This window comes from Natronorubrum thiooxidans, assembly GCF_900156475.1.
In the GTDB taxonomy this organism is placed as follows: Archaea; Halobacteriota; Halobacteria; order Halobacteriales; family Natrialbaceae; genus Natronorubrum; species Natronorubrum thiooxidans.
In genome coordinates this window covers 128,596-148,031 of the sequence record NZ_FTNR01000002.1, presented here as the reverse complement: position 1 = coordinate 148,031, position 19,436 = coordinate 128,596, and the positions used below count along the sequence as shown (strand labels likewise).

16 protein-coding genes and 1 tRNA gene are annotated in these 19,436 nt (G+C 61.0%); 10 read left to right on the top strand and 7 right to left on the bottom strand.

Annotation, left to right across the window (positions count from 1 at the left end):
- From BW940_RS03795 to BW940_RS03785, 3 genes are read right to left on the bottom strand one after another with little or no spacing between them, the layout of a single operon-like run.
- The gene (locus tag BW940_RS03795; RefSeq protein WP_076607862.1) at positions 1–531 is read right to left on the bottom strand and encodes a DUF7287 family protein; all 531 of its coding nucleotides are present in this window, start codon (positions 529–531) and stop codon (positions 1–3) included.
- A gap of 1 nt (position 532) precedes the next feature.
- Complete coding sequence (locus BW940_RS03790) at positions 533–2,590, bottom strand: type II secretion system F family protein (RefSeq protein WP_076607861.1); 2,058 nt, start codon at positions 2,588–2,590, stop codon at positions 533–535.
- Positions 2,587–6,024 (bottom strand): ATPase, T2SS/T4P/T4SS family, encoded by a 3,438-nt coding sequence (locus tag BW940_RS03785; protein WP_076607860.1) that lies wholly within the window; start codon positions 6,022–6,024, stop codon positions 2,587–2,589. Before BW940_RS03785 ends, BW940_RS03790 begins: the two co-directional genes overlap by 4 nt.
- Positions 6,025–6,392: 368 nt before the next feature.
- Here BW940_RS03785 and BW940_RS03780 point away from each other — a divergent pair, with 368 nt between their 5' ends.
- A complete protein-coding gene (locus BW940_RS03780; RefSeq protein ID WP_076607859.1) occupies positions 6,393–7,160 on the top strand; it encodes an SDR family NAD(P)-dependent oxidoreductase in 768 nt (255 codons plus the stop codon).
- 175 nt (positions 7,161–7,335) lie between these two features.
- Here the strand turns inward: BW940_RS03780 and BW940_RS03775 are convergent, their stop codons facing one another.
- From BW940_RS03775 to tatA, 3 genes are all read right to left on the bottom strand, one after another.
- Positions 7,336–8,439: a phosphotransferase family protein gene (locus BW940_RS03775; protein WP_076607858.1), complete on the bottom strand. Its 1,104-nt coding sequence runs from the start codon at positions 8,437–8,439 to the stop codon at positions 7,336–7,338.
- 177 nt (positions 8,440–8,616) lie between these two features.
- Positions 8,617–8,689, bottom strand: a tRNA-Arg gene (locus tag BW940_RS03770).
- A gap of 17 nt (positions 8,690–8,706) precedes the next feature.
- Positions 8,707–9,024, bottom strand: a complete 318-nt coding sequence (tatA, locus tag BW940_RS03765) for a twin-arginine translocase TatA/TatE family subunit (RefSeq protein WP_076607857.1) — start codon at positions 9,022–9,024, stop codon at positions 8,707–8,709.
- 229 nt (positions 9,025–9,253) lie between these two features.
- Between tatA and BW940_RS03760 the strand changes: the two genes are divergently transcribed.
- The 4 genes from BW940_RS03760 (at position 9,254) to BW940_RS03745 (ending at position 13,025) form a co-directional block, all read left to right on the top strand.
- On the top strand, positions 9,254–9,733 hold the full coding sequence (locus BW940_RS03760; protein ID WP_076607856.1) for a redoxin domain-containing protein: 480 nt from the start codon (positions 9,254–9,256) through the stop codon (positions 9,731–9,733).
- 81 nt (positions 9,734–9,814) lie between these two features.
- Positions 9,815–10,627 carry an HD domain-containing protein gene (locus BW940_RS03755; RefSeq protein ID WP_076607855.1) on the top strand — a complete coding sequence of 271 codons (813 nt, stop codon included), beginning with the start codon at positions 9,815–9,817 and terminating at the stop codon, positions 10,625–10,627.
- Between the two features lie 117 nt (positions 10,628–10,744).
- Positions 10,745–11,467, top strand: a complete 723-nt coding sequence (locus BW940_RS03750) for a hypothetical protein (RefSeq protein ID WP_076607854.1) — start codon at positions 10,745–10,747, stop codon at positions 11,465–11,467.
- Positions 11,468–11,630: 163 nt separating this feature from the next.
- Positions 11,631–13,025 (top strand): DUF4397 domain-containing protein, encoded by a 1,395-nt coding sequence (locus BW940_RS03745; protein ID WP_076607853.1) that lies wholly within the window; start codon positions 11,631–11,633, stop codon positions 13,023–13,025.
- Between the two features lie 85 nt (positions 13,026–13,110).
- Here the strand turns inward: BW940_RS03745 and BW940_RS03740 are convergent, their stop codons facing one another.
- Positions 13,111–13,386, bottom strand: a complete 276-nt coding sequence (locus BW940_RS03740) for a PadR family transcriptional regulator (protein ID WP_076607852.1) — start codon at positions 13,384–13,386, stop codon at positions 13,111–13,113.
- 177 nt (positions 13,387–13,563) lie between these two features.
- Between BW940_RS03740 and BW940_RS03735 the strand changes: the two genes are divergently transcribed.
- The 5 genes from BW940_RS03735 (at position 13,564) to BW940_RS03715 (ending at position 19,426) form a co-directional block, all read left to right on the top strand.
- On the top strand, positions 13,564–14,130 hold the full coding sequence (locus BW940_RS03735) for an NUDIX hydrolase (RefSeq protein ID WP_076607851.1): 567 nt from the start codon (positions 13,564–13,566) through the stop codon (positions 14,128–14,130).
- 139 nt (positions 14,131–14,269) lie between these two features.
- Positions 14,270–15,751 (top strand): tRNA guanosine(15) transglycosylase TgtA, encoded by a 1,482-nt coding sequence (gene tgtA, locus BW940_RS03730; RefSeq protein ID WP_076607850.1) that lies wholly within the window; start codon positions 14,270–14,272, stop codon positions 15,749–15,751.
- A gap of 119 nt (positions 15,752–15,870) precedes the next feature.
- The gene (locus BW940_RS03725; RefSeq protein WP_173834839.1) at positions 15,871–17,799 is read left to right on the top strand and encodes a NosD domain-containing protein; all 1,929 of its coding nucleotides are present in this window, start codon (positions 15,871–15,873) and stop codon (positions 17,797–17,799) included.
- On the top strand, positions 17,796–18,533 hold the full coding sequence (locus BW940_RS03720; RefSeq protein ID WP_076607848.1) for an ABC transporter ATP-binding protein: 738 nt from the start codon (positions 17,796–17,798) through the stop codon (positions 18,531–18,533). The genes BW940_RS03725 and BW940_RS03720 overlap by 4 nt, the downstream gene beginning before the upstream one ends.
- On the top strand, positions 18,530–19,426 hold the full coding sequence (locus BW940_RS03715) for an ABC transporter permease (protein WP_076607847.1): 897 nt from the start codon (positions 18,530–18,532) through the stop codon (positions 19,424–19,426). The genes BW940_RS03720 and BW940_RS03715 overlap by 4 nt, the downstream gene beginning before the upstream one ends.
- Positions 19,427–19,436: the final 10 nt, after the last annotated feature.

Sequence of the window (19,436 nt, the reverse complement as noted above, 5' to 3'; positions counted from 1 at the left end):
TTACCAAACCCTCACTACGAGTCTGTACGCCGCCTCGTCGCCGAGTGACACGCCTGATGGCGGTTCGTTGATTGTCACGATTCGAGCCGAACTAGCAGCTGACTGATCAGTATATTCGTTACCGATAGCCAGATCGCCAACGATCTCGCGCTTGTCGAGATATTCGATACGAACGTTTACCCGATCACCTGCCGTTCGAAGGCCAACGCGGTCTTCTAACCCACCATCAGTCTCGTTGAATGTGGTCCCGTTGATGGTGTTTGGTGACGTATCCGAATCCGACAGATTGTGAACCAACCGATCCGCGATCCGATCCGCCTGTGCTGTCTGGCCGCCGCTGACCGACGAATCGAACGGTGTCAGAATCGTCGGCAAAAACGTGAAGACGAAGGCAACGGCTAGGATGAACACGCCGATGCCGACGGCGAAATCCTGCGTCGTCTGGCCACGATCACGCAGTGAGATCGAGACCGTCCGCTGGCGTCGACCTCGAGTCCGCTTTTGCTCGTTGTGGGGTCGTTTCCGAGTCATCTTAGGCCACCAGAGTCCAGCCAACGAGTGCGATTGTCGCCAGTATGATGGCGTATTTGAGGCCGCTGAGAAGGTCGGCGTCCCGGATATAACCACAGATCATGCCGGAGATGATCGCCTGCATCGTCACGGCGTGAAAGAACAACACCGACAGCATATCGACCTGGATGTTGTCACTCAGGTCGGCCTGTGCGAGTTCGCCACCACCGCCACCCGTGTCGCCGCCGGTGGACTCGAGGCCCGCCATCGTGTCGATGAACTGGGTTTTGAGGATCGCGATCACCGCGAGGACGGTCATGAACGTCATGATGATGATCACGACCTGCATCAGGGTTCGTGATTTCCGTTCCCGCTCGATGTCGTCGTGGTTTTCGCTGGTGCGGGCGGCCGTCCGAAGGACGTCTGAAATCTGGTTCGACGCCTCCTGGGCTTCGGTGATCAGCCGGGTCGTTCGGGCGAGGCGAGGGATATGGTACTTGTTGTTGAACTCGATAAACGCCTGTTTCAGGCTCGTTCCGTAGTTGATTTTCGTGTGCATCATCTCGAACTCGTTGGCCAGTTTCCCGCTGGTCGTCTCCGAGACGGACTTGAGTGACTCAAGCAGCGTCAATCCGGTGTCGTTCGAACTCGAGAGTTTTCGCAGGTCTTCGGAGAGTTGGCTGACGACGGCGTTTCTGTGGCGGACGTTCCACTCACGGAAGATCGCGAGCGGAATCGCCATGATGTACAGCGGGACATAGACGTAGATGAACGTCCCCCAGACAGCGTTACCGAGGAGTTGGTCCCACGACGTAGGGGCCGAGCCGTTGACCATCGCGATGGAGACGATCACGAGCGAGGCGGGCAGTGTCAGCGCGAGCGTAAAGAGCGGGTTGTCCCGGAAGAACACGTGTGGCCTGCGGAGGACTTCCTTCGTCTCGTAGGTCCCCTCGCGGTTTTTGATACGGTCGAAAACGCTGTATTCACCCGTGAACTGCTCGATGAGGCCGAGATTCAACACGCCCTGGTCTTGTTGGGTCTCGATACGCTGCTCTGTCTTCCCCATCGAGAGATAGCCATCACCCGGCTCGTCGTGTTTGACCGTCGAAACCAACACCAGAAAGCCGACCCCTATCAGCGGAATCAAGCCGTAGACAGTCATATACAGCATCTGATCCGTCACTTCCGCTTGTGGGATCATCTGCATGACGACCATAATGATGATCAACAAGAGCGGAAACAGCGACAGCGTCATGTACATCTCACCGAACAGTTCGAGCGTCTCGAGGGTGAGTTCCTGCTCTTGTTTTGCGGTCCGCATGTGCTTTTCTTTCTTGTCCTCGAGAAAGCTCTCCATGTCGCCGCCGCTGTTGACGATCGAGAGCATGTCCGTCAGGAACTGCGACAGTTCGTCACTCGGGGTCTCGAGAGCCTGCTTTCGGATCGCCGTCCGATAGTCGATATCGAAGTATTCGGTCTCTTTGACGATGCTCTGGAACTCCAGTGCCACCTCGCCGTAGGTGTCGTCGGCCTGGGCCATCGCTTCGATGATCTCGAGTTGATTGAGGCCGCCGACCGACAGCGCGTACATAAACGAGACCGAGTCGGTCAGGAGCATGTTGATCTCGCGTTTGCGGGTCGATGCACGCGAGTAGGGGATCGCGACCAGCGAGCCGAAACCGAGCCCAAAGCCGACCGAGCCGAAGACGAGGCCGGTGACGAAGACGAGCGCCGGGACTCGAAGCGTTTCGATGAGTTCGAGGACTGCCTGGCTGCTAACGGGGAAGCCGATGATTTCGTCGACCTGAATGAGACCGGTCGCGAACAGTCCATAGCCGAGCAAGAGCCCGAGGAGCCAGAGAGCCAGCCCACTGATGAACCCGATTCCGAGTGCTCTGGAAAGATAGAGTTCGACCGTATCGGTCATTCGGGCCTGTGCAAGTTTCGTCTCGACGTCGCTGACGAACTCTCCGTCCTCGCTGAACAGCCGATCGTACAGGGGATAGAACGTCTCCCCCAGTACGTCGGAGCCGCCCGTGACTCCGTCACCCCCTCCGCTCGTGTCGGTTTGTAAGCTCATGCGTCGGTGTCCCCATCAGTATCGTCGAACAGCCCCTTGTCGTCACCGTCATCATCCGTATTCTCACTCTGTCTGAAAATCGAGTCGTCCGCCGTGGCCGGCGTACCACTGTCGTCGAACAGCGAGCCGTCGTCTGTCCCGTCCGTATCGTCGTCGGAGAAGATCGAATCGGCGTCACTGGCAAAGATCGAGTCGGTCTCGTCCCCAGCGGCAGGTGATCGATCGTCCGTGTCAGCCGGCTCGAGTTGATCGCTGAAATCACCTGCAGTATCGTCGGCCGTCTCGGGATCAAAGATAGAGTCGGTCCCATCGTCTTGGGGGGTCGACTCGAGAGCAGAGTCGTCTGGGGTGGTGGCGCCCGTGTCCTCGAGTTCGCCGACCGTCTCATCGATATCATCGAAGAGACCGCCGAGTTCATCGTCAGTGGAGTCGTCCGACGGCATGGCCGTGGGGTTGCGGTCGTCGTCCGTCTCGACTTCGTCCGGACTCTCGATGTCCGGATTCTCGTCGTCCACTTCCGGTGTCGACGGTGCCGAATCGGTCGCCGTTGTCGACGCGGGCAGTGCTCCATCGACAGTCGGTTCGTCGGTGGCCGCCTCGTCGGTCGTCGTCTCGGCCGTGGTTTCGTCGGGACTCGATTCGGCTTCCGCCCCGGCGTCGTCGCTGATATCGAACCCAGTGTCATCACTGAGCCATGCAGGCTCGTCGGTTTCCCCGCTCGAGTCGGTGCCGAACGCGGTCGAACTGTTGCCGAGTTCCCACTCGTCTTCGTCGACACTGGCGTCGACCTCGCCGGCGAACTCGAACTCGTCGGTATTAGCCCGATCGACCTCGACTGTCTCCGCTTCCGCGTCCCCTCCGAGCGCGCTGGCGAGGCCGCTCGGAACCTTCCCGCGATACTCCTCGAACAGCGACTCTTCGGCCCGCTCTAAGAGGTCCATCGAGAGGTTGTAGGTCTCGTCGGTCGCCTCCGGCCGCGGGACGAGCTCTTCTTTTTCCTGATCGACGTCGATCAGGACACTTTCCATCTCACGCAAGTCATCAAGGCTATCCTCGAGGTGGCCGTTCGCAATGAGCGTCAGAATTGTGTCCGGATCATTGATAAAGGCCTGAACCGTCGCTGCGACCTCCGCGTACGTGTTCAACCCGTTTTTAATGAGGTAGGCGATGATGACCTCGCGTTTGAACAACTCCTCCTCGAGTTTCTCCTTGCTCCAGCCACGGTCGAACTGGATCTCCTCTAAGGTGTTCGAGTCCCCCATCTTGAGGAACTCGTCGGTTTCGGCCTGCCACTGGTAGACGTCTTGGACGTTGATTTCGTCGTGTTCGGCCTCGTAGTGGTTGATCTCGGTCAGCGACTTGTTCCGACGGACCTTCCGGCCCTGCACCCGCGTCTGGGTCTGGATCGAAACCAGATCCAGCGCCGTGAACATCGTCTTCGAGACGTTGATCGGGTCCGTCGTAAATCGCTTCAGGACCTCGTCGACGGAGTCGGCGTGGAACGTCGTGTACGTGGTGTGGCCCGTCGACATGACCTGGAACAGCGTCCGGCCTTCCTCACCACGGATCTCACCCATCACGATGTAGTCGGGGCGCTGTCGCAGTGCGGCTTCCAGCAAGTCGAACTCGTCGACGTCACCCTGTTCGTCGTCGGCAAACGATGGCCGGGTCACGCTTGCGATCCAATTACGCTGTGGGAGTTCGACTTCACGAGTGTCCTCGATGGAGACGATCTTCGCGCTGCTCGGAATAAACAGCGAGACGGCGTTCAGGCTCGTCGTCTTCCCGGATGCTGTCCCGCCAGCGAAGATCAGGCTCTTGTGGTTCTCGATGGCGAGCCAGAGAAACGCCATCTCATCGAGGCTGAACGTATTCCAGTTGATGAGGTCGATCGGCGTGAACGGAACGTCCTTGAACTGACGGATGGTGTAGTTGGTCCCGTGGTCGGAGACCTCCTTGCCCAGCGTAAGCTGGGCACGCGACCCGTCGGGGAGGGTCGCGTCGACCTGTGGGAGCCGCTTGCTGATCCCCTTGCCCGACCGCTGGGCCAGTTTGACGACGAAGTCGTCGAGTTCGTCCTCGCCGTGGTAGATGTTCGAGATGATTTGTTCGTACTCCGAGTGGTAGACGAAGACCGGCGAATTGTAGCCGTCGACGGAGATGTCCTCGACGTTGATGTCGTGTTTGATGCCGTCGATCCGCTCGTAGCCGATGAAGTCCCGTTTGAGCTGGTACAGGAGCTTCTCGACTTGATACTCCGACAGCGTGTCCGGATCGTCCGCGAGAATCGCGGGCTCGGGTCGGACCGAGATTCCCTCGAGCGGATCAGGACCGGATGCCTCGTCCTCGTCGGCGTCGTCTTCGTCGTCGAGCAGCGTCTTCAGCGTCTCGAGCAGGCTCTTTTGAGTGCTTCCGGAAACCTTTTTGAAAAGATCGTATCGTTTCAGCAGACGTCGCGTTTCGTCTTCGATGACCGTCCGTCGGCCATCCTCGGTCGTCTTCTCTTTGATCCCATCCTCGGAGTACTTGATCGCCGTTCTGAGTTTGCCCGAGAGGAACTCCTGGATTTCCTGCTCGATCTCGTTTCGGTACGGCTCGATCATATAGTACTTCTTTTCGTTTTCCTTCTCGGAGTGGAAGATGACGACGTAGGCGTAGGGTTTGTTCACCCAGTAGCGCTCGACCTCCTGAAAGTGAGTCTTCTTGTCCATGGGGACGGACTTCTCGAGATCGTAGCGGTTGGAGACGGTGGTGTTGCCCGCGGCTGTCGAAAAGAACTCGTCTTCGTCGATCTCATCCTGGATGTTGACGGTTCGTTCCTCAACGAGTTCGTCCAGTTCCATCGCAGCCTCGTCGCCGGCGAACAGCCGTTGTTCGATGGTGTCAGGATCAAACCCGAGTGCGTCTTCTTCGTCGTGGCGAACGATCTCGCCGTTGCTGTCACGCGGCCGGGAGCCGTCGTCCTCGTAGTAGTACTCCCACTTGTAGTGTTCCCAGGTCCAGACGTCTTTCGTGACGGGTGTCGTCTCCGGATCGACGTACTCGAGAAAGATCTCCTGGAGCGTTTCGGCGTTCGGTTTCGCCGGGTCCGCGATGATCGACTCGAGGGTGTCCGGATGTCTACTGAGGTAGGATTCGGGATCGAACTCGACCTGATTCCAGTCGTCCCCGCGCGGGACTGTTGGTTCGACCGTTTCGTCGGTGTCGAGTCCGAGTTGATCGTCGGTCTCGGGTTCTGGATCGTCGGGATAGAGTGCAGAGACTTCGTCACCGTATCCGTATTCCGCCATGAAGTCCGCCCACGTGTACTCACCGACACGGACGCTCGAATCCGAGTCTGACCCGTGGGATTTTTCATCCTCCGACACTGATTCAGATGCCTCGTCCTCAGAAAATTTCCCGGCATCTGACTGGTCGGCCTCGTCAATAGCCATTGAATTCAACCTATCTTTCCCCCTTCAAAAAAGTCACGTGCATATTACCACATCTGATAACCTCGCTGTCGACTGTTCGTACTCCTGATAGATGTTCGAGAGCCACAGTCGATATCCGTATCTACTGTGAACGATTGAGAATCTGTGTGAGAAGGCTATTGATCATACCACACTAGTCGTCTGTCTATCAATTAATGGACCTGTGACCCGTGGGTTAGTCGAGACCCATGACTGGGACGGTCTGCTGTACCGATGTCCCGATACAACCACGGGACAGCTCCCGGTCGCGCCGGAACTGACGGACAGCAGCCCGTATGAGACGATCGACGAGAAAGAGTTACGCGATCGGACTGAGATGATGAAAGACGATGAGTGACCTCTTCGACCTCTCGGGACGTGTTGCACTGGTAACTGGCGGCGGGCGCGGGATCGGCCGCGCGATTGCCGTCGAACTCGCAAATGCCGGGGCCGCAGTGGTTCCGTCAGCCCGCTCGACCGACGAAATCGAGGCCGTGGCGGACGAGATCGAAGCCAACGGCGGTGATGCGCTCGCCGTTGGGGCCGACGTGACCGATCCGGACGCCGTTGCGAACGTGATCGAGCGAGTCGAGGGCGAGTTCGGCAGCGTCGACGTCGTCGTCAACAACGCCGGCTTCAATCCCGACGACGCCCTCGGTCGACCGGAGGACGTCTCGACCGAGAGCTTCGACCGGGTTCTCGATGTCAACTTAAACGGTGCGTACGAGGTGACGACGGCAGCCGCCGACTCGCTGCTCGAGAGCGACGGCGGCTCGGTTATCAACGTCGCCAGCGTCGGTGGGCTGGTCGGACTGCCGCGCCAGCACCCCTACGTCGCCTCGAAACACGGCCTCGTCGGCCTCACGAAGAGTATGTCGATGGACTGGGCCCCGGACGTGCGCGTCAACGCGATCGCACCAGGGTACGTCGCGACGGAACTCACGACTGGACTGCAGGAAAACGAAAAACTCCGCCAGTCGATCATCGACCGGACACCGCTCGAGCGCTTCGCAGAGCCGGAGGAGATCGCCGGGCCGGCGGTTTTCCTCGCGAGCGATGCCGCGAGCTACGTCACCGGGTCAGTACTCGCCGTCGACGGTGGCTGGACGTCGCGGTAGTCATACGGTCTGCTGTACCGATGTACCGGCGCGACCGCAGGACGACTCGCGATCGCGCCAGAAATGACGTACAGCGGACCGTATTAGACCGTCGACCACGTCCAGTTCGGGCGATTCGAGGCGTCTTTTTCGTGAGCGACTGTCGATTCGAGCCCCATCGGCGCGTGGGCGAGTACTAGATTTCGTACTCGCCGTCGATGATCCCCGCCGCTTGCTCGACCAGTCGCGGGACGCCGGCTTCCATCGTCGGGTACATCGGATCGTCGCTGTTGCCCTCGAGATACCGACGGAAGAACATCTCCCCGAGCGCGCCCATCTTGTACGTCGCGAGGACGATGTAAAACCGGGGCTCGTCGAACGACCGGCCGGTTTCGGCCTCGTACCGGCTGATCAGTTCCTGGCGGGTGAGATAGCCGTCCCGGGCCGTCAGCGTCGGATACAGATCCGAGATCGGTGGCTCGGGGTCGTCCTCGTCGTGCCAGAACGAAAGCATCCAGCCCAGATCCGTAAACGGATCGCCGAGCGTGGCCATCTCCCAGTCGAAGACAGCGATGATCTCCGGATCGCTCCCGGCGGCCCTGTCGTCACTGGCGTCCGTCCCCTCGTCTGCGGGAGCGAACATCACGTTGTCCAGTTTGTAATCGCCCTGGACGAGCGTCTCCGGGTGCTCCTCGGGGACGTTCGCCTGGAGCCAGTCCGTGACTCGCTCGAGCGACGGGAGGTCGCGACGATCGGCGGTCGTCTCGCGTGCCCACTCGAACTGTTCGTGCCATCGGTCGACCTGTCGCTGTGTGAACCCCTCGGGGTAGCCAAACTCACCGAGGCCCACGGCCTCGTAGTCGACGCCATGGATCGCAGCGAGCGTGTCGACCAGCTCGGTGCTGAGCCGTTTGCGCGCGTCCGGACGCGCGAGCCATGCCGGCTCCTCGGTCCGGATGACGTCTCCCTCGAGTTTCTCCATCACGTAGAAATCACTCCCCATGATCTCGTGATCGTCGCACGCGAGGACGGTTCTCGGAACGGGCACGGCAGTCCCTTGTAATGCGTCGACGACGTGGTGTTCCCGTAAGACGTCGTGTGCCGTGTCGGCGGTCTTCCCCGGTGGCGGTCGTCTGACGACCAGTTCCTGATCGCCCCACGTCACGAACAGCGTCTCGTTCGAGTGACCAGCCTCGACGCGTTCGACCTCGAGGCGATCGGCCGAGCCGAGTGTGTCGGAAAGATACGATCGTAACTGCGCTTCGTCGATCAGTCGATCGAGATACGTCTCGTCGCTCATCGGTTCCCCTCACGGACATTGTGGGCTGTTATCATTGGACGAGCACTGCTTCGTATTTCGGACAAACGAGGTTAAACACTTTGGGAGACGGTATCGCTCGACGAGGACCAGTTATGTAGTCGGGTATGGGTTCGAATCCCGCTATCCGGTTCGCTTGCCACTGCGTGGCTCGCTGCACGGGCGTGGCGGGATTCGAACCCACGATCAGAAGGTTAGGAACCTTCTGCCCTCTCCGCTAGGCCACACGCCCCCTCGAGAAAAAATCCGTTAGTTGGTTTCCGTTTCCGTTTCCGTCTCCGTCTCCGTCTCGCTTTCCTCGGTCACCGGCTCCGTGTCGACGAAGTCGTCGTCGTCCTCGTCGAACTCGCTCTCGTCTTCTTTGAAGCCCGATTCACGCATTTCGTCGAGTTCCGTTTCGACCTTTTCACGCCCCTTCTGGAATTCGCCCATGGCCTCGCCAGTCGACCGTGCCAGCTTCGGGATCTTGTTCGCCCCGAACAGCAAAATGGCGATGAAAAGGATGATCAGTAGTTCCGGCCCCCCGGGTGCGCCGGGGATGAACAGCGGTGCGATTTCGGCTACCATCTCTATACGTGGCTTACCCGCTGGCAATTATAACCTTTTTGGACCACTGAGTAGCGTCCGTCTCGGCGACAGTCCGTTTACTCCGGATTAGTGGACTAATTACAACCATTCAAACAGAGTAATCTAATAACTGTCTCGAGTGATTTCAGCAACTGTCGTTCCGCTCGGTCGCGTGCGAACAGTTCCGCGAACGAAACTGTCTTTCGGGGTTGCCCATAAGCATCCAGTGATGCCAACAACTGGCGACACCGCACCAGATTTCACCGCACCGCTTGCAAACGGCGACGTCGACTCCTTTAGCCTCTCGGAGCGTCTCGAGGACGAGGGCCCGATCGTGCTCGCCTTCTTCCCGGGCGCGTTCACCGGCGTCTGTACCGACGAGATGTGTACGTTCCAGGACCGACTCGCCGCGTTCGACGACCTCGACGCCACCGTCTACGGCGTCAGCCGGGATTCCCCGTTCGCACTCAACGAGTTCCGCGACCAGAACGGCCTCGAGTTCGGTCTCATTAGCGACTACAACAAGGAAATCATCGCCGACTACGACGTCGAGATGGACTTCGCCGATCTCGGCGTCTACGGCGTCGCCAAGCGCTCGGTGTTCGTCGTCGACGCCGACGGGGAGGTCACCTACGCGTGGGTCAGCGACGACCCCGGCGTCGAGCCCGACTACGACGAGGTCGAAGCCGCCGTCGAAGACGCAGCGTAACGCACCGACTGCAACGGATATTTCACAGCACCTGACACCGATCGTCGCAGGGCTTTTTTAGCCCGCAGTCGACGTTCGCGTATGAGCGATTCTGCCGACGACACTGCACGTCGTATTTACTCCCCTGAAGCCGATCACAACTTCCCCGATACAAAGCTGAACCACGTCCTCGAGTTCATCACCGAAGATGAAGAGATCCAGACGTATCTCGAGGCACAGAACGTCAACGCGGTCGATCGAATGCAGTACAACGACCACGGCTCGAAACACATCGAGATCGTCCGCAACCGGGCGCTGTGTCTCTACGACCTGCTCAAAGCCGGCAACGTCGATTTCAACGGCGCGCGCCAGCAGGGACTGGCCGAGGAAGACGAGTCGGTCATCATTGCGATCGCGGCGACGCTGCACGACGTCGGCCACGTCGTCCACCGTGACGAGCACGTCTACTACTCGATTCCGCTCGCTGCTGATATCCTCGATCGAATCCTCCCCGAATTCTACGACCTCGCCGAGACGGTCCGAATGAAAGGCGAGATTCTCCATGCGATTCTCTGTCATCACACTGCCGAGACCCCGCTGACGACCGAGGCCGGGATCATCCGCGTCGCCGACGCGCTCGATATGGAGCGTGGCCGCTCGCGGATCCCCTACGAACACGGCGGTCGTGGCATCAACACCCTCTCGAGTCAGGCGATCAGTCGCGTCTCACTACACGAAGGGGAGACGACGCCCGTGATGGTCGAAATCGCCATGACCAACGCCGCCGGCGTCTACCAGGTCGACAACCTGTTAAAAGCGAAGCTCAACGGTTCCGGGCTCGAGGAACAGATCCGGATCGTCGCGGTCAACACGAACGAAAACCACGAGCAGCTGGTCGAACGGATCGAACTCTGAGACGGGCTGTCGTCACGGGATCCGTATCAATCGTTTCAGTTGTTACGAGAGGCGAGCGGGATTCGATTGGACGCCTCGAGCGCAACCGTTACCGGTCACCGGCCCCTCTCGCGACCAATGACCGACGGAGTGGACGCTGCGGTCGACAAGATGGGTGATGTAGCCGAACGACGCAACGAGCTGGCGGCCCGCGTTCGAACGCACGCTGGGGAGATCGCGCGCGAACTCGCCGTTTTCGAGGGTGGTGATTACGGACAGGCGACGTTCGAGACCGACAGTGGCACCTGGACGCTCAAGTACGAGGCCGGCGACGTCCAGTATCTCCGCTTCGAGCCCACCTCGGGCGCAGAAGTGTACGTCGTCTCGAGCAAGCAGCCGCCGGATCCCGAGGCCCTCGAGACGGCGATGGCCGACTACGCGGCGTTTGTCGCGGCGTACAACGAGTACGCCCGCTCCGTCGCGGACATCTTAGCGGACGTCCCGGACGAGTTCCCTGCCGTCGAGTCGACGGCCGAGGTGGTCGCCGAGCGCGACCGGATCGGCGAACGGATCCGCGAGGTCGGAAACGCGATGGCCAGCGAACTCTATCGGTACGACGGCGAGTACGGGACCTACGCGACGACGGTCTCGGGAACCCGCTGGGAACTCAAGTGGGACGGTGACGTGGCGGCCTATCTGCGGGTCGGCGGCTCGGACGGAACGTATCTGCTCTCACAGTACGGCCCACCGTCAGCTACTGACGTGCATCGGCTCGTCGACGACGTGGATGCGTTCGTCGAGGCGTTCAACGACCACGTCGATGACCTCGAGGCGGACCTCGCACAGGTTTCGTTCGACTGAGATATATAAACAGTACGCTGTTGGGTGATACTACTCTGGTGTAGGATGACATTACGATTCGTTACGGACGTTCTACACAAAAACAGGGAAAGTAAACGGGCGGACAATCAGGGCTACTGACTGACCGGTTTTTCGGTGTTTGGCACCCCATTCGATTCGTAGCATGACGCTATCACGACGATCGACAATCAAAGCGATTGGTGTTATTGGAGCTGGATCGACACTCACCGGGACGGCGTTGGCCGTCAGTGAGCACGAGGACGATGAACGGGAACCCGAGGAGCTGCCCGAGGACGAAGACGTCGGCGCGCTTCGCGTTGGCCACTTCTCACCGGACGCGCCGAACGTCGACGTGCTGATCGACGGCGAGCAGGTGCTCGCGGACGTCGCATATGACGAGCTCTCGCCGTATCTCGAGGTTGCCCCCGGGACGTACACGGTAACGATCACGGCGGCCGGCGATCCGGAGACGGTCGTCTACGAGCAACCCGTCGCCATCGATGCCGAGTATTATACGGCCGCTGCGATCGGCGAACTCGAGGCCGACGACGATGCGGTCGAAGACAGCGAGTCGGACGGATATACCGACAGCGAGTCGGACGGATATACCGACAGCGAGTCGGACGAATATACTGACAGCGAGTCGGACGGTACCGGCGAGCACGCAAGTGAACACGACGACGAAATGGCCGGTGAATCCGAGCCGACAGACGAATCTGGCGAGGCCGACGACGACCTCGATACGGGGACGTTCGACGTCTTGCTGCTCGTCGATGACAGTCCGGAGGACGTCGCTGAAGGCACGTCACATGTCAGAGTCGTCCACGCCTCACCCGACGCACCAACCGTCGACGTACTCAATGCCGCGGACGACACGCCACTCTTCGAAGACATCTCCTTCGGCGAGCCATCGGGATACCTCCCCCTCGAGCCGGGATCGTACACCGTCGATATTGCCCCAGCTGCGGACGACGAGCTGGAGAACGGGGCAGAGACCGACGGGACGAACGATGAAATGGAGTCCAACGGGAGGGACGACCACGCCGAGGACGAACTGGATGACGACGAATCGGACGCCCAGGCTGAACCAGTCGCCTCGGTCGATCTCGAACTCGAGGAGAACACGGCGTACACGGCGTACGCGATCGGCTACCTCGAGGAGAGAGACGCTGCCGAGGAAGACGAGTCCGTGACTGAGGACGGTGCTGCTGATGAGATGGACGACGAGGCCGACGACGTTGACGCCGAATCCGACACGGAAGACGTCGCCGAGACCGATGAGGACGAGCGACCGTTCACCGTCCGCGTCGCTGTCGACGGAACGATGGCCGACGAAGATGACGAACTCGACGGGGAGGTCGAAGACGACGCTGGGCCAGCAGACGACGCTGACGACATGACGGATGATACGGAGCCAGCAGACGACGCTGACGACACGACGGATGATACGGAGCCAGCAGACGACGCTGACGACACGACGGATGATACGGAGCCAGCAGACGATGCTAATGGCTACGAAGACGACAGCGCAGAGGAGCCGGTCGCGGCTGACGACTAGGCACGGAAAACCACGCAGGCGGTCGGCCTCCCTCGAGTGACTTTTTATAGGCCAACTGGCGATCGATAAGAACGGCTAGGAGTGTTCAGACGTCGACGTACTGATCGACCCACTCCTGACGGCGCTGGAGTACACGTCTGCCTTTCGGCGTCAACGCGTAGTAGTTCGTCCGACGATCGAGTTGCCCCTTTTCGACGAGTTCCTTCTCGACGAGCGTGTCGAGATTGGGATACAGCCGGCCATGGGTGACCGGTTGGTCGATGTAGTGGTTGATATCGTCGAGGATCTCTTGTCCTGACGGACGGTCTTTGCCTGCAATTACGTACAGCAAGTCACGTTGGAACCCTGTTAGCTGATCCATGGATCACCCTCTGAGTAACGACCTTCACCGATCTGTGGCTTTGTTATAGAGCAGGTACGAGCAGCGACACGCCCAGAACGCACCACATAGGACCGCAATCTGCTCGCCCTCTCCTGATTGGGCCACTGACGTGCGTGTGACACGGCGCTTTTGATGCCTACCCCCGTAGGAGCCGGTATGCCTCCCACTGATCCACTCGCCTGGAAAACCCTCGATCGGCAGGTAGCCTACACCTGTCCGGGATTTGATGTCGTTAACGAGTCCGTTCAGTTACCCGATGGCACCGAAACCGAGTACGACTACCTGTCCGAACCCGAAAGCGTCTGCATCCTCCCGTTTACTCCCGACGACGACGTCGTCTGTATCGAAGAGTGGCGGCAAGCAGTCTCCCGCATCAACCGTGGCCTCCCCGCCGGTGGCATCGAACCCGACGACGACGACCTCGAGGCCGCCGCCCGTCGCGAACTCGCCGAAGAGACCGGCCACGAGGCCGACCGCCTCGAGCCGCTGATGACCGTCGAGCCAGCAAACGGGATCGCCGATGCCGTTTTGCATTTTTTTGTCGCCCACGACTGTCGACCGACGGCCGACCAACAGCTCGATCACAACGAGAGCATCCGCGTGACACAGCTCGGATTCGATGAGGTACTCGAGGCCGTCCGGAGCGGCGAGATTCGCGATGGGCGGGCCGTCCTGGCACTGTCGTACTACCAGCTGTTCGACGCCGGCGAGTACGAGCGGTAGCGATCGGAACGGCCGAAACGATCGAAACGGCTGCTCGGCTGGGAGCGGTGATCGCTTGCCGCCGATACAACGAGCTGTCGGGTCGTTGGCGGGTCGCAAATCTGCACTGACTTACGTCGGACGGCACAACACACGGTCAATGCGCGAGTGCTTCGAAGTCCGGGATACCGACGTTGGCGGTCGAATCGGCGAACTCACTGTTCCCCGTGCCGACGTCACCGTCGAGACACCGGCACTGCTACCAGTTATCAATCCGAATCTGGATACGATCAGCCCCCGCCGACTCGCCGATGAGTTCGGTGCCGAAATCCTCATCACGAACTCGTATATCATCCACGGGACGGACGACGTCCGCGAGCAGGCTCTCGAGGACGGCCTCCACGACCTGCTCGATTTCCCCGGCGCGATCATGACCGACTCGGGCTCGTTTCAGCTCTCCGAGTACGGCGAGATCGATGTCACGACCGAGGAAATCCTCGAGTTTCAACACGCGATCGGTTCCGATATCGCGACGCCAGTCGACATCCCGACGCCACCGGACGTCTCCCGCGAGCGCGCCGAAGACGAACTCGCAACCACGCAGGAACGCCTCGAGATCGCCGACGAGATCGACACGGGCGAGATGCTCGTCAGTGCGCCCGTGCAGGGCTCGACGTACCCGGATCTCCGCGAAGCGGCGGGACGTCACGCCGACGGCACCGACCTCGACGTCTTTCCCGTCGGCGCGGTCGTCCCCCTGATGAACGACTACCGCTACGACGACATGATCGACGCTGTCGCCGCCGCCAAGCGTGGGCTGGGAGCCGATGCACCCGTCCACCTCTTCGGTGCCGGCCACCCCATGATGTTCGCACTCGCCGCGGCGATGGGCTGTGATCTGTTCGACTCCGCTGCGTACGCACTCTACGCCCGTGACGACCGCTATCTCACGGTTCGGGGGACACGCCACCTCGAGGACCTGGAGTACCTCCCATGTTCGTGTCCGGTCTGTACGACCCACTCGCCCGAGGACCTCCGGGCGCTGCCCGACGACGCACGCGAGGAAGCACTCGCGGCACACAACCTCCACGTCACCTTCGAAGAGATCCGCCGGATCAAACAGGCGATCCGCGCTGGCAACCTTCTCGAACTCGTCGAACAGCGCGCCCGCGCCCACCCGACGATGCTCGACGGCTACCGAACCCTGCTCGACCACGCTGCCCACCTCGAGCGCGCCGATCCCGTTTCGAAGGGGGCGTTCTTTTATACCTCCCACGAGAGCGCCCGCAGACCCGAAGTCCTGCGCCACCACCAGCGTCTCGATCGGCTCTCGGTCCCCGACTCGCTGTTTCTCACTGAAGGGGATGCCGCAGGCGGTGACGAGTTCGACGAGTCCTGGCGCGTCGAACCGCCGTTTGGTCCCTTTCCGCGGGCGCTCTCGAAGAGCTACCCGCTGACCGCCGAAGTGCCCGACCGGACGGACCGCGCCGCGCTCGCGGCTGCAGCCGACGGTGTCGCCCGACTCGTCGACTCGAATCCGGATACGGAGATCACGCTGGGCCATACGGGGTGGCCGGCAGATGTCCTCGAGACGCTTCCGGACCACGTCGAACTGATCGATCTGACCGCTGATCGAGCGTAATCTACTCGTCGCTAACTGATAACACGCCACTACTCGTTCGTGTGACTGTCCGAGCGGTTGTCTCACCGTTCGAGATGTGAACCAAACTGTATATTCCCTGCAGGAACTAACGCTCGAGCGTGCTCGATCTGTCTCCGACGAAAATATTTCTGGGAGTGCTTCTTATCGGTGCACTCGGCGGTGTCGGGCTGTTCGTCGTCGATGCGGGATCGACGACACCCGACCCCGTCTCGTTCGACGATACGGTCCCCGTTGGTCTCACACTCGAGGCCGAGCGTGGACTCGACGATCAGGTCGAGCTGCCGCGGGCACAGGTGTTTTACTCCCAGTATCAGTACGTCGTCGGCTACTACGGCGTCGAGACGTTCGTCGAGAGCCAACGACAGACAGAACACGAACAGCGCTTCGGTCATCCGCTGGCGGTGTACGTCTCCGACTACAGCGACACCGGACTCGAACTGACTGACGACGGCTATCCAACCACTGACCGACGACCGACGTGGACTAACGCCGAGGCGGCGTGGTTCGTCGTCGACAGTGAGGCTCGAACGCCGGCCGGCGAGACCGTCATCCCGTTTACCGACCGCGACGAGGCGGCGGCGTTCGCCGAAGAGTACAACGGCACCGTCCACGGCTGGGAGACGGTCCTCGAGACCTCGTTCGACCGTGACGATGCGACGGTCGCCCGCGACCGCGTGGACGACCATCGACAGCTGGCGGACGACCGCGTCGACGCCACCGCGGCGTACGACGACCGGCCGACGTCGGTTGTCGTCGGTGAGGACACGGAGACCGTTCAGGAAGCCATCGACACCGCACCGGCGAACACGACGGTCGTGGTTTCCGAGGGAACGTACGCGGAGACGGTCGAGATCGATCGCCCAATCTCCCTCGTCGGCGAGGGCGACGTGACGCTTCGCGGCGACGACAACGGCACGGTCGTCACGGTTACCTCGGAGCGAGTCGCTCTCGAGAACCTGGAACTCACCGGCGTCGGCAACGTAACCAGAGAGGGCGATGAGCTTCCAGTCGAGATCGACGAAGAGTGGGATGCGACGTTCACACAGTACTACGCCGGCACGGACGCCGGGATTGCAGCCTACACTGCCGATGAACTGCTCGTTCAGGACGTCCGTATCGAGACGCCGGCGAGTGGCGTCATCGCCTACGACAGCACCGATGCAGTCTTCCGAAACGTCGCGGTCGACGGCCCTGACGATCCCACCGACGGACTCGCTGGCATGTTGCTGTTCCAGTCGCCAAGCGTCATCGAGGACTCGACGTATCAGGGTGGCCAAAACGGGATCTATCTCTACCGCTCTCCGACCACGGTCATCCGGTCGAGTTCGTTCGATGGCCACCGGCTGGGAATCCATCTGATGCATACGGACGATACCCTCATCGCGGACAACGACATCCAGAACCAGCACAGCGCCGGGATCTACATTATGACCGGCCCCGAACGAAACGCGATCGTTGGCAACACGATCACCGAGTCAGCGATCGGCATCAGTGTGGGTGGCAGCAACACGTACGTTGCTGAAAATCTCGTTGACGAATCCGAACTCGGTATGCGTCTCGATACGACCGCATCGATCTACGAGGGGAACGTCTTCGCCGGCAACGACGTCGGTGTAGACGTCTCCGCGATGTTGCCAACGAACCGCGTTGTCGGCAACGACTTCGTCGGCAACGGCGAACACGCCGCCGCGACGTCGGGACCGCTTCGGATCTGGAGCCAGGATGGTGTTGGCAACTACTGGCAAGGTGCCGCCACCATCGCCGACGGCGGGCATGCCGATCTCTCGTACTCGCCGACCGACGACGTCGACAAGCGGTTACACCTGACAGACGGCGTCCAGACACTCACTCGAGCACCGGCACTCAGAGCCCTCTCCGGGCTCGAGGGATCGGTACCCGGGATGCGAACCGGCAGTATCGTCGACCAGACGCCGGCTTGCGAGCCGACCAACCCGGACCGACTCGATCGCACGGCGTGGGCCGACCACGCCTGGACCTGCTATGAAACGACACACGACGAGCCATGACTGACCAGACAGCGATACTCGAGGCGACCGGCATCGATCACGACTACGGGACGGTCTCCGTTCTCCAAGACGTCTCAGCGACCATCGAGAGCGGAACCGTTACGGCACTTATCGGCCCGAACGGCTCCGGCAAGACGACGTTTATTCGTGGCCTTGCCGGCCTCCACGAGCCGACGGCGGGCGAGATTACGTATCGCGGCCCCGACACTGCACGGCGGATCGGCTATCTGCCCCAGCATCCGTCGTTCCGGCCCGGCTTTACCGTCATCGAAACGCTACAGTTTTACACGTCACTCGTCGGCGCAGACGAGACGGACGCGATGGGGTATCTCGAGCGAGTCGGCCTCGCGGACGCGGCCGATCGGCCGGTCGAGGCACTCTCCGGCGGGATGACGAGACTGCTCGGCATCGCACAGGCGACAGTCGGCGATCCACCGGTCGTCATCCTCGATGAACCCGGCAGCGGACTGGACCCGGGGATGAGCATGCACGTCTTCGACATCGCGGCGGATCTCGCCGACGACGGGATCGCAGTCCTACTGAGTTCACACTATCTGGAGCTCGTCGAACGGATCGCAGACGCCGTGTTGGTCCTGTCGGAGGGCCGAATCGTCGAGCACGGCTCGATCACCGAACTCCAGTCAAAACTGGGCGCTGACTCGTTGCGATCGGTCTACAGGAACGCGATCGGCGGCAATCTCGATACGGTCCACGTGCAGGGTGAGCGCGCATGAGCGGCGACGTCCAATCGACGGGTGCCGGCACGGCCGTCCAGGACGGCGACACCGGAACCGAGCACTCGCGTCCAACCGCACCCGGCTCGAGACGGCTTTTCAAAACGATCGTCGGTCGCGAACTTCGGACGATCGTTCGCACGCGGATGTTCTTCGTGCTTGGCATCGCGCTCGCCGCCGTCTTGCTGGGGATCGCCTGGGTCGGCGGCAGCGTCAAAGCGGGCTACGTCCCGACGGTCGTCGACCTGCTCACCCCACTCGAGTTGCTTGTCCCGGTCGTCGCCATCGCCTTTGGCTATCGCGCGATCCTCGGCGACGAACAGCGTGGCGAACTTGACGTCCTCGAGACGTATCCCGTCTCGAACCGCGAGATCGTCCTGGGAGTCTACGCCGGCAGGGCGATCGGACTGCTCACCACGGTTATCGTGCCACTCGTGGCCGTCGCGGCCATGGTGGTGCTGTTCGAAGACGACGGACTCTCGATCTATGCGACACACTCCGGTGCCGACTCGCCGATCCTGTTCGGTCGGTTTATCATCCTGACGCTACTGTTCGCGCTGACGATCCTCGCCGTTGCGATCGCGATTTCGGCAGTCGTCAGCGGCACCCGGAGTGCGCTCGCGCTCTCGGTCGTGGCCCTCGTCGGACTGGTGATCGGGCTTGACCTGCTGTTAGTCTATGGCTTCTCGATCGGTCTGATCGGCGACTCGGCGCTCATCCAGTCGCTCGCGATCAGTCCGCTCAGCGCCTATCGTGGCCTGGTTTTCGAAAGCGTCGTCGTCGTCGCAGCGGGGACCGGGCCCGCAGTCGCCTCACCGATCGCAAGCATCGTCGGGCTCGTCGTTTGGCTCGTCGCCGCGCTCGGTATCGCGACGTGGGCGATCGGTCGGTAACCGATCCGTC